General features: G+C 63.4%; 14 protein-coding genes. 5 read left to right on the top strand and 9 right to left on the bottom strand.

Translation table 11 applies throughout. The features are described from left to right. Positions 1 to 78 precede the first annotated feature (78 nt). Entirely contained in the window at positions 79 to 1,461 is a 1,383-nt protein-coding gene (locus tag AC6H4Z_RS19965) for a copper resistance CopC/CopD family protein (protein WP_497543720.1), read from the top strand. Positions 1,462 to 1,469: 8 nt separating this feature from the next. Then, positions 1,470 to 2,471, top strand: coding sequence for a threonine ammonia-lyase (locus AC6H4Z_RS19960; RefSeq protein ID WP_497543719.1), 1,002 nt, complete (start codon positions 1,470 to 1,472; stop codon positions 2,469 to 2,471). Positions 2,472 to 2,586: 115 nt separating this feature from the next. On the opposite strand, the gene AC6H4Z_RS19955 is transcribed toward AC6H4Z_RS19960, so the two are convergent. Further along, positions 2,587 to 3,867: a vWA domain-containing protein gene (locus AC6H4Z_RS19955; RefSeq protein WP_497543718.1), complete on the bottom strand. Its 1,281-nt coding sequence runs from the start codon at positions 3,865 to 3,867 to the stop codon at positions 2,587 to 2,589. 102 nt (positions 3,868 to 3,969) lie between these two features. Then, on the bottom strand, positions 3,970 to 5,796 hold the full coding sequence (locus AC6H4Z_RS19950; protein WP_497543717.1) for a CocE/NonD family hydrolase: 1,827 nt from the start codon (positions 5,794 to 5,796) through the stop codon (positions 3,970 to 3,972). A 77-nt stretch (positions 5,797 to 5,873) separates the two neighbouring features. On the opposite strand from AC6H4Z_RS19950, the gene AC6H4Z_RS19945 reads away from it, so the two are divergent. Together AC6H4Z_RS19945 and AC6H4Z_RS19940 are read left to right on the top strand one after the other, a co-directional pair. Continuing rightward, positions 5,874 to 7,100, top strand: a complete 1,227-nt coding sequence (locus tag AC6H4Z_RS19945) for an MFS transporter (protein WP_497543716.1) — start codon at positions 5,874 to 5,876, stop codon at positions 7,098 to 7,100. 6 nt (positions 7,101 to 7,106) lie between these two features. Continuing rightward, complete coding sequence (locus AC6H4Z_RS19940) at positions 7,107 to 8,198, top strand: hypothetical protein (protein WP_497543715.1); 1,092 nt, start codon at positions 7,107 to 7,109, stop codon at positions 8,196 to 8,198. On the opposite strand, the gene AC6H4Z_RS19935 is transcribed toward AC6H4Z_RS19940, so the two are convergent. The 4 genes from AC6H4Z_RS19935 to AC6H4Z_RS19920 all read right to left on the bottom strand — a co-directional run bounded on the left by AC6H4Z_RS19935 (position 8,176) and on the right by AC6H4Z_RS19920 (position 13,051). Then, positions 8,176 to 8,814 (bottom strand): cytidylate kinase-like family protein, encoded by a 639-nt coding sequence (locus AC6H4Z_RS19935; RefSeq protein WP_497543714.1) that lies wholly within the window; start codon positions 8,812 to 8,814, stop codon positions 8,176 to 8,178. The genes AC6H4Z_RS19940 and AC6H4Z_RS19935 overlap by 23 nt on opposite strands. After that, complete coding sequence (locus tag AC6H4Z_RS19930) at positions 8,814 to 9,341, bottom strand: GNAT family N-acetyltransferase (RefSeq protein WP_497543713.1); 528 nt, start codon at positions 9,339 to 9,341, stop codon at positions 8,814 to 8,816. Before AC6H4Z_RS19930 ends, AC6H4Z_RS19935 begins: the two co-directional genes overlap by 1 nt. Next, complete coding sequence (locus AC6H4Z_RS19925) at positions 9,338 to 10,807, bottom strand: magnesium chelatase (protein ID WP_497543712.1); 1,470 nt, start codon at positions 10,805 to 10,807, stop codon at positions 9,338 to 9,340. Before AC6H4Z_RS19925 ends, AC6H4Z_RS19930 begins: the two co-directional genes overlap by 4 nt. Positions 10,808 to 10,945: 138 nt before the next feature. After that, entirely contained in the window at positions 10,946 to 13,051 is a 2,106-nt protein-coding gene (locus AC6H4Z_RS19920; protein ID WP_497543711.1) for a molybdopterin-containing oxidoreductase family protein, read from the bottom strand. A gap of 271 nt (positions 13,052 to 13,322) precedes the next feature. On the opposite strand from AC6H4Z_RS19920, the gene AC6H4Z_RS19915 reads away from it, so the two are divergent. Next, on the top strand, positions 13,323 to 13,514 hold the full coding sequence (locus AC6H4Z_RS19915) for a hypothetical protein (RefSeq protein WP_497543710.1): 192 nt from the start codon (positions 13,323 to 13,325) through the stop codon (positions 13,512 to 13,514). 66 nt (positions 13,515 to 13,580) lie between these two features. On the opposite strand, the gene AC6H4Z_RS19910 is transcribed toward AC6H4Z_RS19915, so the two are convergent. From AC6H4Z_RS19910 to AC6H4Z_RS19900, 3 genes are read right to left on the bottom strand one after another with little or no spacing between them, the layout of a single operon-like run. Then, complete coding sequence (locus AC6H4Z_RS19910) at positions 13,581 to 14,576, bottom strand: NAD-dependent epimerase/dehydratase family protein (protein WP_497543709.1); 996 nt, start codon at positions 14,574 to 14,576, stop codon at positions 13,581 to 13,583. Next, complete coding sequence (gene ygfZ / locus AC6H4Z_RS19905) at positions 14,577 to 15,647, bottom strand: CAF17-like 4Fe-4S cluster assembly/insertion protein YgfZ (protein ID WP_497543708.1); 1,071 nt, start codon at positions 15,645 to 15,647, stop codon at positions 14,577 to 14,579. Continuing rightward, entirely contained in the window at positions 15,644 to 16,261 is a 618-nt protein-coding gene (locus AC6H4Z_RS19900; RefSeq protein ID WP_497543707.1) for an HAD-IA family hydrolase, read from the bottom strand. Before AC6H4Z_RS19900 ends, ygfZ begins: the two co-directional genes overlap by 4 nt. Between the last annotated feature and the right edge of the window lie 9 nt (positions 16,262 to 16,270).

Here is a 16,270-nt window from a genome sequence, read left to right as displayed (position 1 = left end):
AAGCACAGCTTGGCGCTCTCGTGCGTTGCGTTGCGACCCCGCGCTGGCCAATCTATGTGCGTGCAACTCTCGTCTCGAATGCGAGCCCTCGCTGGGCTCATCGCAGCGCTGGCGGTGATCGTGACGCCGGCGCTTCTGTATGCCCACGCGCGCCTCGTCCGCAGCACGCCTGCGATTGATGGCCGACTCTCCGCGCCTCCGACCGCCCTGAGCCTCTGGTTCTCCGAAGCGCCAGAGCTGCGCTTCACCACAATTCAGCTGCTCGATTCAACGGGAGTCGTCGTCCCCCTCGGCACCGTCGCGATCGTTCAGGGCGACGCTATGGGCGTCACCGTGCCGGTGACGGGCGCAATGACGGCGGGCCGCTACACCGTCTCATGGAAAACCGCTGCGTCAGACGGTCACGCGAGTTCGGGCAAATTCCATTTCGTCGTGACGACTGCTCCGGCAGTCGTGCCGACAACCGCCACGACGCCCGCCCCGGTCGTCCACGAAACTACCTTCGCCGGCCAGGCACCCACGGCGCGCGTGATTCCGAATTCGGTCGCGACGCCATCGTACTACGCCGGCTTCTCGCCAGAATTCAGATGGGCAGAGCTCGTGGCGCTGCTCACGCTCATCGGTACGGTGATTTTCCGCCTGTTCGTTCTGCGCGAAGCCGGGCTCTCTGGCGACGTGAACGCCGACGCGATCGATCGGGCGCGCCGGTTGGCGAACGCCGTTCTGCTCCTGTTCGCCATTACTACGGTGTGGCGCGTGGCGGCGCAGTCCGATCTCATTCCCACCGCGGGCTCGGCGCGCTTTTCAGCAATGCTTTCCGTGGTGCGAGATACGCGCTGGGGTCACGGTTGGCTCATTGGCGGCGTTGGCGTCGCAGTCGCTGCGATCGGACTTCTCGTCGCCTCCGAATCGATGATCGGTTGGATCGTCACCGGAATTGGAGTTGTCGCGATCTGCGTCGGCGAGGCGCTTACCGGCCATGCGGCCGCGGCACGCCAAATGGCCCTCGCTGTTTCGTTTGACGTCGCTCACGTGCTGAGCGCGGGTGGCTGGTTGGGTGGCCTCGCCGCCGTCGTGATGTGTGGACTTCCGGCGATGCGAAAGCTCGGTGGAAGCACGCGGCGCTCTGCCGGACGTCAGCTGGTTCGTGCCTATCACAACGCCGCGGTCCAGTGCGTCACGTTGGTGATCGCCACCGCCGTGGGCGCGAGTTGGATGCGTCTCAACGCGTTCTCCGATCTCTGGACGACGGCGTACGGCAGTATGCTGTTCCGAAAGATCATCTTCGTGCTCATCGCGCTCGGCTTCGGGCTCTTCCACTGGAAGCGCGTCGTTACGCCCGAATGGGATGACGACACGAGTTTCCGTTTCCGCCGCAGCGCAACGGGTGAGCTGATCATCGGCGCAGTGATCCTTGCGATCACGGCACTCCTCGTCGCAACTGCGCTCCCACAGGCCTGACTTTGCAGATGACCAACGCGTCGCCTCTGACTGCCGCCGAGTGGCCGGTTACGCTTGATGACGTACGCGCCGCACACGATCGCATTCGCCCGTACATCGCGCCGACGGCGTTTCGGCACTACCCGCAACTGAGCGAGTTGCTTGGCGGCGAAACGCAGGTGTTCGTCAAGCACGAGAACTATCAGCCGACGAATTCATTCAAGATTCGTAATGGTCTGTCGTTCATGACGGCCCTTTCCGCTCGCGAGCGACTTCGTGGCGTCGTTGCCGCATCGACGGGAAATCACGGACAGGGAATCGCCTTTGGCGGGCAACTGCTGAGCATCGAAACGACAATTTGCGTTCCCGCCGGAAACAACCCGGAAAAGAACGCGGCAATGCGCGCGCTCGGTGCCACAGTGGTCGAGCAGGGAAGGGACTACGACGAAGCCGTCGGAGTCATGCTGTCACTCGCGTCCGACCAGGGGCGCGTGCTCGCGCACTCGACGAACGATCCGCGCATCATTGCCGGCGCGGCGACGATGACCCTCGAGATTCTCGAGCAGGAACCGACGCTCGACGCGCTCGTGATCGCCGTCGGAGGCGGTTCGCAGGCCGTCGGCGCTCTCGCCGTCGCGCGCGAACTAGCGCCGTCGCTCGAGGTTTACGGTGTTCAGGCCGCGGGCGCGTCGGCAATTCACGACTCGTGGCACGCGAAGAAGCGTTTGACCACGCCGCGCGCGGACACGTTCGCCGAAGGCGTCGCGACTCGGACGACCTACGACCTCACGTTCCCCGCACTCCAGGCTGGACTCACCGATTTCGTGACGGTTACCGACGCCGAGATCGCCGAAGGTCTTCGGACGATCGTCTCGCTGACGCACAATCTGGTGGAAGGCGCCGGGGCGATGGGCGTTGCGTCGCTCTCGAAGCTCCGCGATCGCCTCGCCGGAAAGCGTGTCGGCGTGATCTTTTGCGGAGGAAACATCGACAGCGCAACACTGCGCCGCGTTCTGGCGAAAGAGATCTGATCAGGTCTCAGGTCACTGGTCACTGGTCTCAGGTCTCAGATCTCAGGTCACTGGTCTCAGGTCGCTGCGGTTTGACCAGAGACCTCAGACCTCAGACCAGAGACCTCAGACCTGCCTAGCTGACCTTCTTTGTCTTGCGCTTGAGAAAGTCCATCAGAATGAACTGACCCAGCGTCATCGTCGACGTGAAGTAAGCCTTTCCGCGACTGATCTCGGAAACGCGCTTCACGAACTCGACGAGCGTACGGTCGCGCGCCAGCATGAACGTGTTGATCATGATCCCGGCGCGGCGGCAGTTGGCCACTTCGCGAATCGTCTGCGAGATCACCGTCGTATCGAGCCCGAACGAGTTCTTGTAGATCTGACCGTTCGGCATCGTCAGCGCACTCGGCTTGCCGTCCGTGATCATGATGATCTGGCGCATGTCTTTCTTCTGCGCCATCAGCAAGCGCTTCGCGAGCTTCAATCCTTCGGCCGTATTCGTGTGATACGGTCCGACCTGCGCGGTGGCGAGCGTTGCGAGCGGAATCTCCTCGGCCGAGTCGTGAAAGAGTACGACCTTGAGCGTGTCGCCGGGGAACTGTGTGCGAATCAAGTGTGTGAGCGCGAGCGCGACTTTCTTTGCCGGCGTAAAGCGATCCTCTCCGTACAGGATCATCGAGTGCGAGCAGTCGAGCATCAACACCGTGGCGCACGACGATCGATACTCCGCCTGTCGCACCATGAGGTCGGAGTAGTCGAGGTCCATCGGGACTTCGATCTTGCCGGTGCGCGCCAGCGAGTTCTTTAGCGTTTCGTTAACGTCGATGTTCAGGACGTCGCCGAACTCGTACGGCTTGCTCCAGCCGTCCGCTTCGATGCCCGTCGCGAGATACGCTGTGTCGTGACTGCCAAAGCTCGACTTGCCTAACGAACCGAGTAGGCTGCGGAGCGTCTTGTAGCCGAGGAAGTCGATGCCCTTGTCCGTGAGATTGAACTGCACGTCGCGGGCGGCGGCTTTGGCGAGACTTCCGGGTCCTGTGACGGGCTGATGCGCACCCGGCATTTGCGGTGCGTTCTCGAGGTTGAGGTAGCCCTCTTCCATCAGCCGTTGGACGAGCTGATCGAGCAGCTTCGCGAGCTTCGCCTGACCCTCTTCGTCGTCGCCGCCCCGCAGCGCCTCGAGCATTTCGGGCGTGAACTGACCGCTCTCCATCAGCGCGTCGAGGATCGCCTGCTTGAGCGCGTCCAGAGAGCGATTGCCCTCGTCGCCACCCTCCCAGTCGTAGTACGACTGGTTGTCGCCGCCAGCAAAGCCGGACTGCAACAGGAAGTCGGCGAGCTTGTCGAGTAGCGCCTGCAGGTCGACCGCGTCGGCGAACTCGGGGCTGAACTTGCTATACGTGTGGAAGCGCATGGCGATCCTCCTATCGAACAATACCCTCTGGAAGACGGGAGTGCCACGGAACGGCGCCGACCCACGGCGAGCCGAAGCTCAGCCGTCGGTCGACGCGATCCTTCACCGCAGCACAGTCACCGCGACGTACGACGCGTTCGGTCCGGTGTGCCATACCCGATGCGTCTGCGCCTTGAAGTCAGTTGCCTTCGCCTGGAAAATGTTCGGTACCCACGTCTGCGGATTTCGGTCATAGATCGGGAACCACGTGCTCTGCACCTGAACCATCATCCGGTGGCCCTTCTTGAACGTGTAGCTCTGCTGGTGCAGATCGACCGTGAAGGGCAGCGGCGTGTTCGGCTGAATCGGTTTCGCCGTGGAAAAGCCTTCGCGATATCGGCCGCGCATGATCTCGTGCGCCACCATGAGCTGATATCCACCAAGCGCCCAGTTGTCGGGAATGCTGTCGGGGAAAACGTCGATGAGCTTCACGACCCAATCGGCGTCCTGGCCGGTCGTCGACGCGACGAGGTGTGCAATCACATCGCCTGCGATCGTCACGTCGGTCGTCAGCGGAGTCGATGACCAGGAGAGCACGTCGGGTCGTCCCTGCACGAAGCGCTGATCCTGTGTCTCCCAGGTGCGCCACTTGGATCCGCGCGCATCGTACGTCTGCTCGATCGGTCGCGGGCGATACGGAACTGGATGCGCCGGATCGGAGACGTATTCGTCGAACTGCGCTTCACTCGCGGCCGGCGCGTCGAATGACACCACGCCGTTGGCGTGCAGGTACAGCTTGCGTGCCGTGCCGTTCTTTGGCGGCCAGGCGTCGAACGAGCGCCACGCCTTGGTGCCCGCGTCGTAGAGATATGCCTCGGGCTCCGTGAGCTTGCCCTTGTCGTGCAGATAGTACGCGAACCACGGTGCTTCGACGTCGCGCAGGTACGCGTCTGCCGTGCCCGGATCGACCACGGGCATAGCGCGCGCCGGATTTCGCCACCCGCCGTGATTCCACGGGCCCATGACGAGAAAATTCAAATGCTTCGTGTCGCCCAGCTCGAGCGCCTTGTACGTCGCGAGCGGTCCCCAGCGATCTTCCTGGTCCCACCATCCGCCGACGGTCAGCGTCGGCACCGTCGGCGCCTTGAGAACACGCTCAACAGCTCGCGCCTGCCAATACGCGTCGTACGTGGGATGCTCGGTGAACGCCTTCCACGTGGGCACTTTCCCGTGGAAGTATTTCGACTCCACGTTGGCCAACGACCCGAGCTCGAGGTACCAGTCGTACGTATCCCAGCGGTTGATTGGCAGCGGCACTGACTGATTCTTACTGAGCTCCAAGTCGCCGGCATATTCGAATCCATACGACAGCCGGAACGCACCTTGATGGAAGAAGTCGTCGCCCATCCAGGTGTCCGTCATCGGCGCTTGGGGCGAAATCGCCTTGACCGCCGGGTGCGGATTGATCCCGGCCATCGTCGCCAAGAAGCCCGGGTACGAAACGCCGAGCACTCCAATGCGACCGTTGTTGTTCGGGACGTTCTTGAGCAGCCAGCCGACGGTGTCGTACGTGTCGGTGCTCTCATCGGTGCCCTTGGTGTCGGCGGGATCGTGCAGCGGCCGATTCATGAAGAACTGGCCCTCGCTGCCGTATCGGCCGCGAATGTCCTGGGTGACGATCACGTAGCCGTCGGCGGCGAGAAAGCGATATCCGGCCGCTACGACCGTATCGCCAGCGATGCCATACGGCGTGCGCGCGATCAGGATCGGCAGCGGTCCATGAGCGCCGCGCGGCTCGCAGATGCTCGTGTGCAGCTTCACACCGTCACGCACCGGTACCATCGCGAAGTGGCACGAGAAGGCGAGCGGCTGCTGGGCATTCGCGCGGGACGGACCGATTCCCGCGACGAGCAATGCGCCGACGGCGAAACCAAATCGAGCTGCGTGCACGTTATCCTCGTTGGGATGTTCGAACAAAGAATCTGTGGCCGTTACGTCATCGGTGAAAGACGGACTTACTATTCAAAGTGCCTGCGCCCGCGTCGCTCAATCCCTTTCAGACCCTCCTGCGGCATCGGAATTTCCGGCTGTTCTGGTTCGGGCAGACGCTGTCGCTCGTCGGTACGTGGATGCAGTCGATGTCCGAGGGATGGCTTGCATTAGAGCTCTCGAATAGCCCGTTCATGGTCGGACTGGTCGCGTCGGCGTCGTCGTTTCCGATCCTGCTGGTCTCGATGCACGCAGGCTGGTTCGTCGATCGCTCGGACAAGCTTCGCGTCGTTCGAATCGCGCAAACGCTCCTTGGACTGCAAGCCGCCTTGCTTTGGTGGTTTACCTGGTCGGGGCACATCACGGTCGGCTGGCTGCTCATCTTCGCTCTCGCCAGCGGCTGCATTGGCGCCTTCGAGATTCCTGCGCGACAGTCGCTCGTCATCGAGCTCGTAGGTCGCGAAGACCTACCGGGCGCGATCGCCCTCAACTCGAGCGGCTTCAATCTCGCGCGCATCATTGGGCCGAGCATCGGGGCTATCGTCATTGCGCAGCTCGGGATCGCGTGGTGCTTTGGCGTCAACGCGCTGAGCTACCTCACGGTGCTCGTAGGGCTGTTCATGGTCCGACTTCCTACGTGGACTCCACCGGAAAAGCTCGTCGCGCCACTCGACGGCATTCGCGAAGGGCTCAGCTACGTGCGCAGCACACCAGCGGTCTCGTCGCTCATGGTGATCGTTGCCGTATTCTCAGTCCTCGGCGTTCCGTATCTCACCATGATGCCCGTCATTGCTCGCGATAAACTCGGCCTCGGTGCAGGAGGCTACGGCGCACTGCTCGCCTGCGTCGGTGTCGGCGGACTCACGGGCGCGCTCGGCCTCGCGGCAATCGGCGACCGCATTCGACGCGGGCTCATTCTGTCGATCGCATCGGTGTCGTATGCGGCGCTGCTCGTCGTGTTCTCGCTCGTTCGGAGCGCCTCGCTCGCGTATCCGATTTTGTTCTTCGTCGGCTTCGCCATGATCGCGACCAACGCCGTGGCAAACGCGACACTCCAACACCTGGTGCCTAACGAGCTCCGCGGCCGCATGATGGCAGCGTACTCGTTCATCAACATCGGACTGTCGTCGGTGCTCGGCTCGGTCATTGCGGGGAGCGTTGCCCACGTGATCGGTGTATCATGGGCTGTTGGCGGAGGCGGAGCGATCTTGCTCTGTTTCTCATACTGGGTGTATCGAAAGCGGCCGGAACTGCGAGCCGTCTGAGGCCTCGTGTATTCGACGTGCATTTTTTGCCACTCGAATCTCGGCACGAACGAATCCGTCGAGCTGTTTCCCGTCGGCCGACGCCTCGCGTTCGACGCCGGGCGCGGGCGCCTGTGGGTCGTGTGCCGTAAGTGCGAGCGTTGGAACCTCTCGCCACTCGATGAGCGCTGGGAAGCAATCGAGGCGTGCGAGCGACTCTTCAGCGCGACGCGCACGCGGGTGTCGACCGACAACATCGGACTCGCGCGTATCCACGATGGATTCGAGCTCGTCCGAATTGGCTCACCACAGCGACCAGAGATGGCCGCCTGGCGATACGGCGATCAGTTCGGTCGTCGCCGAACGAAGCATCTGCTCTGGACCGGTGCGGCGATCACGTCGGCAGTCGGACTCGTCGTTCTCGGTCCGGCCACCGGAATCATCGCCGGCGGCGGATGGGGTCTATGGAACGTCGCCAATTCGCTGAACTCCGTGTATCGCGCACGACGCGTGCGGGCGCGGTTGGTTCTGCCAGACGAAGCGAGTGTCGTTCGTATTCGGCTGCCGCATCTCAACCGCGTTGCTCTCCTGGCCGACGGTGACGACTGGGCGCTGCGCTTCCCCTTCGAGAGCGGTGCTCGCGGGCTGCTCACCGAAAAGACCGAGCGCCTGAGCTTCGTGCGCGGCGCCGACGCGTTGCGCATCGCTGCTCAACTCCTTCCGGCGATCAATTCGTCGGGTGCCAAGCGCACGGAAGTGAACGACGCCGTTCGCATGATTGGAGACACGCCCGATCCCGCGGCGCTGTTCAAACGTCACGCGACGATTGGGACGTTCCTCAAGGCGGCCCGCCGACGCGACATTCCGGACGAGCAGGGACGTCTGCTCAGCGGACTCCCGAAAGAGGTTCGCCTCGCGCTCGAGATGGCGACCCACGAAGAGAGCGAACGTCGCGCGCTGGAAGGGGAACTGGCGCTTCTGGAAGCGGCGTGGCAGAGCGCCGAAGAAATTGCGGCGATTGCCGATGACATGTTCGTGTCCGATGAGACACGGTCGCGTTTGTCGGAGCTGAAGCGCGTCGGCGACGGTGCGAATGCTACGGAGAAACCGTCAGACTGAACTGACGGCGGGCCGTCTCCACGACGAGTTCCGCGGCTCCGTCCAGTCCAAGCCACGCCGTGTTCACGCAGAGATGATAGTTCTCATGCGCGAGCCAATTCCGATTCCAGTGTCGCTTCACGTATTGGTCGCGCTGCTTGTTCTGCTCCGCGACTCGACGATCGGCTTCGGCGGCGTTGACGCCAAACTTCTCCATCACGTATTTCCGTAACGCGGGCTTGGGCCCATAGCAAAAGACATGGAGCGCGTCCGATCGTTCGGCGAGTAGACTCTGCGCTCCGCGTCCGACAAAAACTGCCGGCCCAATCTGCACCGCTTCCTCGATCACGCGCTTCGTCACGGCGACGATCCGTTCTTCCGTCGTCTCCATCGGTCCGGCCGGAACAGGCGGCATCATCTCGGGCGACCCGAAGGATAGCGTCGTAGCGAGTCGCTCCACGAGCGACGGTACGCGCTCATCCTGCGCCGTCACCTCGGCACGCGTAAGCCCCGACCGCTCGGCGATCGCATCGACGAGCGCATTGTCGAACAGCGTCCAGCCAAGCGCGCTCGCAATTCGCTCGGCGACTTCCGACCCGCCCGAGCCAAACATGCGCGACACCGTGATGACCGGCATCAGCGCGCCTCGGCGTGCGACGACGACGTGACTTGAGCGTTTTGTAGTGCCGTGAGCGGGCGCCGTCGAACGTGCTCGACGACCTCGAATCCGAACGCGCTCCAGACGTCGGCCGCAACATTTGACGATGACGCGTTGTGCAAGCGCATTTCATCGATGCCGCGTGCGTGACACCAACGCTCCGCTGCCGCGACCAGGGCGCGCAGTACGCCGCGGCGACGTTCGCCAGGCAGGACGTAAACCGATGACACGTAGCAGTATCGCTCGGGGTAGAGCAGCGGCGAGCCGGGTGAATCAACGCACCGCATGATGCCGACGATGCGCTTCCCTCGCTGGGCGAGCAACATCGTTTCGTTCGGTGACGTGAGCTGTGCGAAATACAGCTCATGTGCTCGCGCCCGCGCATCATCGCGCAGGCGAGTGTACAGCGGATCGTTTCCGTACTCGCGGAGCAAAGCCAGGCGCAGTTCGACGATGTCCGACAGATCGTCGATTGCTGCGGGCCGCACCACGAGGCCGTCGGTCATGCGAGGCCGCCGCCGAACAGATCCTGATTCGGTCTGCGCCGAGGTTCTGGATTGGCGCGCCCGTACTGGCCGCCGTCGGAACGCGAGATCTTTTTGCGCGCGACGAGCGCTTCGAGCACCAACTCGCACGCTGCCACAGAGAACGCAGGGTCGTCGGCCGGTGCGAGCCCGACGTGATGCACGATGCGAAGGAGATCGGGCACGGCTTCGAAGCCCTGTAGCGCCGACTCTCCACGCGCTTCGTCCGCCACCTGCAGCGCGCCGCCTTCGTCGAACCACATGATGACGTCGTCTACGTTCACCCCGCCGGCGCGTTCCTGGAACGTCGAATCGGCAGCGCGACGAATGAGCTCGCGCGCGATCGTTGGTCCGCCGACGAGCTCTCCTTCGTATTCGAGCTCGATTTTGCCGGTGATGGCCGGGAGCGCGGCGTAGATGTCGGAGATCCGCGGTACGACTTCCGCGTCGCCCGACACGATGGCCCGACGCTCGGCGTTGGACACGACGTTCTCCATCACCGAAATCGGCATGCGCTGCGACACGCCCGATCGCTTGTCGATTCGCCGATCGTTGCGCGCTTCGAACGCGACGCGCTCGATCACTTCGGAAATGAACTCCGGAATGCGAACCGTACGATTCTCGCGGGCCGTCCACGCTTCCTGCTTCGTGATGCCCATTCCGAGCTCCACGGTCTCGGGATAATGCGTCACGATTTCGCTCCCGATGCGATCCTTGAGCGGCGTGATGATCTTGCCGCGCGCCGTGTAGTCCTCGGGATTCGCGGTGAAGCAAAGCTGGACGTCGAGCGGCAGACGCACCGGATAGCCTTTGATCTGCACGTCGCCTTCCTGCATGACGTTGAACAGACCGACCTGCACCTTGCCCGCTAGGTCCGGAAGTTCGTTTAGCGCGAACAAACCGCGATTGGCGCGCGGAAGCATCCCGTAGTGGATGGTCAGTTCGTCGGAAAGCAGGTGTCCACCGCGAGCGGCGCGAATCGGATCGAGATCGCCGATCAGATCGGCAATCGTGACGTCGGGCGTCGCGAGCTTTTCGACGAACCGATTGTCGCGTCCGACCCAGGCGATCGGCGTATCATCGCCGGCTTCGGCAATCAGATTGCGCGCGAACTTTGAGATCGGCGCAAAGGGATTGTCATTGATCTCGCTTCCCGCCACGATCGGCATCGCGTCGTCAAGCAGTCCAACGAGCGCGCGCAAAATACGCGACTTCGCTTGGCCACGAAGACCAAGCAGGATGAAGTTGTGTTTCGAGAGCAATGCGTTGACGATCTGCGGCATGACCGTCTCTTCGTAGCCAATGACGCCAGGAAAGAGAGGTCCTCGCTGACAGAGTCTCTCGAGGAGATTCTGTCGCATTTCGTCCTTTACCGATCGGAACGCGCGCTCGGGAACGCCGTACGGGGAGCGCTTGAGCGCGCCGAATGTCTGCGGATGCGCCTGCACGTTATCTCATCTCCGGATTGCGACCGTCATGCCTCTGACTGCAATGAACGCCCCCGCGCACAACGCGCGCAAGGGCGATACACCAGGGTGCGCGGAAGCGTTACGCCGTTGGTCGGCACCCCTCCCGCTGCCCGCCGATCAGTCCGCCAGTCCAACCTCGACGAGGTTGTCGTAGAACACCGGTCCGTGGCCCATATCGGTTTCGCGCTGCGATGTCGTCTGGTTCGCGTTTGCGCCGTCCACGGCAAACTTCCCCCACCAGATCGACGGAGCCCACACCACGCCCGGGCGGATCGTTTCCTCCACGCGCGCCACGGCTGTGAACGCCCCCCGATCATTGTGCACGACCACCCGCGCGCCAACCGCAATACCGCGGCGTTCGGCATCGGCGGGGTGTAGCAAGCACTCTGGCTCGCGTGCGCTGCGACGCAGCGAGTCGATGTTGACGAAAGTAGTATTCAGAAACTGGTGCGCCGGCGACGAAATCAGGGTCAACGGGTACCGAGCCGCCAATGCGGGTGCGGTGTCCGGAAATTCGTACGGCGGCGTGAACGCCGGCAGCGGATCGAGGCCCATGTCGGCCATCCGCGGCGACACGAACTCACATTTCCCCGACGGCGTGAGGAAACCACCGTCCGCGAACGGGAGGTAGGGCGTCGGCACGTTGAGACGCATCCATCCCTTTTCGAGCAGCCCGTCGAGCGTGACACCCTTGAGTTTGTCCGCCGACGTGGTGAGAGCCTGCCGAATCATCGTCAGGTCGTCGTCACGAAAGATCGGATCGTCCAATCCCATGCGAGCCGCAATGCGTCGGAAGATCTCGCTATTCGGCAGCGATTCGCCGACGGGCTCGATCGACGGGCGGTTCAATGTCACGTAGTGATGCCCGTACGACAGCATCAGATCCCAGTGCTCGAGCTGCGTCGTCGCCGGAAGAACGATGTCCGCGTAGTCAGCCGTGTCGGTCTGAAAGTGCTCGAGCACAACCGTGAATAAATCTTCGCGCGCCATTCCACGCAGTACTTCGTTCCGGTCCGGGGCAACCGCGGCCGGATTCGAGTTGTAGACCACCAGCGCACGCACTGGCGGTCCGCCGACTCCGGCATCCGGCGTCGTGAGCGCCTCGCCGAGCCGAATCATGTTGATCGTGCGCGTCGGCGGCGACAGGTCAGGACGCTCGAGTGTGCGTTTGTCGAACTGGAAGTTCGCGCTCGACGACAGCTGCACACCGCCGCCAGCACGCCGCCAGTGACCGGCAAGTGCTGGCAGACACGCAATCGTACGAACGGCCATTCCGCCGCCAGCATGTCGCTGCAGACCGTAATTCACGCGAATGAACGCCGCCTTCGACCGCGCGTAGCGCTCGCCGAGCGAAACGATGGTCTCGACGGGAATACCGGTAATCCCGCTCACACGTTCCGGCGTGTACTCCTTCGCACGTGTGCGCAGCTCGTCGATGCCGACGGTGTGCCGCGCGATATAGTCTGCGTCTTCCAGACCGCGCTCCAGCATCACGTGCATCATGCCGAGGGCGAGCGCGGCATCGGTCCCGGGGCGGATGCTGATCCATTCGTCGCACTGCGCGGCGGTTCGCGTCTGGATCGGGTCGATGGCGATGATCGTCGCGCCGCGCTTCTGCGCTTCGAGAACGAACGGCCAAAGATGTGGGTTTGCCGTGAGCGTGTTGGTGCCCCAGAGCAGCACGAGGTCGCTCTCGGGAATGCCTTCCGGGTCCGCGCCGATGCTGGCGCCGAGCGTCATACGCAGCCCGACCGTGCCGGCCATCGAGCAGATGGTTCGATCCAGCAGGGAGGCGCCGATGGTGTGAAAGAAGCGGCGATCCATCGACGAGCCCTGGATCATGCCCATCGTGCCCGCGTAGGAGTACGGAAGGATCGCCTGCGGACCGTCGGCCGAACGGCGGATCTCGTTCAACCGGAGCGCGATCTCGCCGATGGCTTCATCCCACGAGATCTGCTCGAACTGGCCGGACCCTTTCGGACCGACGCGTCGCATCGGATGGAGGAGCCGGTCGCGATGGTACGTGCGTTCGACGTATCGGTTCACCTTGGCGCATAGAAACCCGCGGGTGAACGGGTGGTCCGGATCCCCCGCGACCTTCACCGCTCGGCCCGACTCCACCGTGACGAGCATGGCGCACGAGTCGGGACAGTCGTGGGGGCAGGCACCGCGCACAACGTGCCGATCAGATTGCGTGGTCGGCGACGTGTCGACGTCCGTCATGGAGGTCTCCTTCACAGTCATCCCGCAAGCTATGAACGCGTAGGAAGAGCAGCCAGTACCGCGGAAGGTGCGGCCGTCACAGCGCGACAGGGGCAGGCAGCACATAAGAGGACACTGAGGAACTCGTTGCCCGGCTGGCACTTGCCCTGCTGCGTTTGGTCTTGACAGGCCCTCGGGGCTCAGTAGTTTTCCTCCGCTCGCCCCAAGTTCCCGAGATCGCGTGCACGAACCACGCGTGAAAATCCCTCGACCTACTCTTCAGGAGAATGTCATGAAGCGCCTGGCTTTCGTCGCCGCTGTTTTCGCACTCACCGCTTGCTCCAAGTCTGAAAGCGCCGCCAAGGATACGGCGACCCCAGCGATGGCCCCTGCGCCCGCGCCGGCCGCTGCGCCTGATACCGGCATGAAGATGGACACGACCCACAAGATGGACACGACGAAGGCCGCTCCGAAGAAGCCGTAATCGTTCGAGTCTTGGGTTACAAAGGGCGCGACCAATGGTCGCGCCCTTTTCCTTTTCACGACATCGCTACGAACGATGTTCGCGCCACCAGCGAAATGCTTCGGGAACGCTCTCGCTCGGCCGCACCTTCGGTGACCATCCAAGCTCTCGTCGCGCGCGCGCGGAGCTGAACGGGTTGTCCTCCGTCACCATCGAAATTGAATCCGTGTTGATGACGCTCACGCGTCCGCCGGCGACCAGCTTTGCCGCCGCGAGTGCCGCGCCAAATACGCCGCGCGCAATGCCATACGGCACCGGCACGAGCCGAATCCTGCGACCGAGCCCTTCGCCGGCCAGTCGATAGAATTCTCTCACGCTGACATCGAAGTCGTTCGCGAGATTGTAGGCGCGTCCGCCCGCGTTGCCATTTGCGGCGGCCAAGATCGCTCCATCCGCGACGTTTGCCGCGTGCACGATGGCCAGGATCGAATGCCCGCCCCCAATGACCGGCGCAAATCCGGACTTTAGCAATCTCGCAATTCTCGGAACGAACTGTCTGTCGCGAGTTCCGTAGATCACGTCGGGGCGAACGGCCGTCGCCCAGATCCGTCCCCTGGCGTGTGCTTCCATGACGAGATCCTCGGACTCGCGCTTCGATCGCGCGTAGTACGCCGCCGCGGGCAGTGGTCCAAGCGACGTTTCCTCGTCGACCTTACGTGAGGGATCCGCGTAACGCGCGTGGTACACCGCCACGCTGCTCAGTTGCAGCAGTCGCGCGCCAGAATATTCAGCCGCCGCGATCGCGTTGCGCGTGCCGTCTACGTTCGGTCTGCGGAATGCCTCCCATCCGCCGCTCACGGTGACTGCCGCTGCCGTGTGAAAAATCGTCTCACACCCGCGAGCCGCGCGCCGGAACGCATCCTCACTGAGGATGTCGCCGTGCACATTTTCTACGCCGCGCGCGGCAAGTTCGGCGGACGGTTGTCGCACCAAGGCACGAACGGTCCATCCATCCGCGAGCAACCGATCGACGATGTGCGAACCAACGAGTCCAGTCGCGCCGGTGACGAGCGCGCTGGGCATCTAGGGTGCGAAGGGAAGCACCGCGACGTCGACGCGCTGCTCGCCACTCTCCCACTTCGCGTTCAACCGATCGCCGGGATTGATCTCGCGGCGCACCATTCCGATCGCGATTCCGCCCAGCCTCGGCGACGCGACCGAACTGCGTACTTCGCCTACGTGATTGCCGGCGTCGTCAATGAGCTGCGCGCCGGTTGGTGGCGCTTCGCTCCCCGGCGTTCGAATGCCGCGGAGATGTCGGTTCACGTGCCCGCGGAAGTGTACGCGCGCGACCACTTCCTGGCCGATGTAGCAGCCTTTCGTGTACGAGATCGCGTCGAAGTCGTCGAAGTTCGCTTCCTGCGGAATCGTCGAGTCATCGATGTCGATGCCCCACTCGGGCCGTCCTGCCTCGACACGCGCGATTTCCCACGCGCCGAGTCCGGCGGGTGTTGCGCCGACGGCTACCGTGTCCTGCCACACGCGATCAAAGATCTCGAATGGCACGAAGAGATCGAAGCCGTCGCCGCCGAGATCCACCGCGCGCGCAATCGTGATCGACACTCCGTCGCGCGTTGTGGTCACGTGTCCGAAAGGCGTCAGCTCCGATAGGGTGGTCTGATCGATCCCCGACACCGCGGCGACGATACGCTGCGCGTTCGGCCCGAAGACGCCGATGTTCCGAATCGCGTGCGATTCGTCGCGATAGCCGGAGACACGCGGATTGACGTACTTCTTAACCATCGAGAACCACCCCGGCCACGCGCGCGCCGACGTGTCGACGAGAAAGGACCCGGGCAGCGCGTAGACGCGCAGGTCCGCCACGATTCGTCCTTTCGACGTGAGCGCCGCGCCGTATTGGCCCTGTCCGGGCGCAATCGATAGCACGTCGTTGGTGACGAGTCCCGTCAGCGCTTCGCCAGACTTTTCACCGATGAAGCGCAAACGACCGCGATGGCTGCGATCGACGACGATCGCCGACGATCGCAGCGCGTCGTATTCGGCGCGAACATTCGCGTACGACAGGACCACATCTTGGCCGGCAATGTCCTGAGTTGGTGCACGATGCTGCGGCACGATGTTCGGTGTCGTCACTGAACGCGCTCCACGCCAGGGCGAGACAGCCGATCGAGCGATGCGACCGTGTGTCCTTCGAGCGAATCGACGTACGCGTCGGCCTCCATCGCGACGTGCGCAGCCACCGCGCCAACGACCACGCATCGCGCGCCAGCGGATCTTGCGGCGCGGATGCCGGCGGCAGAATCCTCGAGCGCGAGGACGCCGCCTTGCGCTACTGGTCGCTGCCGTCCGAGTCGGTCGAGCGCCAGGTTGTAGCCGGCTGCCGACGGTTTTCCAGCGAGCGCGTCGTCGGCGCATACCGTGACGGTGAATGCGTTCTCGAGACCGGCGAGACGAAGCATTGCGTCAGCTTCCGATCGGCTAGCCCGCGTCACCGCGGCGACTCTGGCAGTCACGACCGCTTCGTCGATCAGCGCGCGCGCTCCAGGCTGCATGGCCAAACCGCGTGTTGCCACATGCGTTGCGAAGGCGCGCGCGGCGCGCAGCTCCACGAGGTCGGCGAGGACGTCGTCGACCTCCGACGCATCGGCGAGACCGAGGACAGCCATTGCCTCGCGGACGCTAGCTTCGCGAATTTCGCGCGTGTCGAAGACGACACCCTCCAGCTCGAGCAGAACGACGTCGACCATGAATTGTAA

This window comes from Leucogemmata humicola (assembly GCF_055379415.1).
Note: the sequence above shows the minus strand (reverse complement) of the source record. Positions and strands in the feature narration are given on the sequence as shown.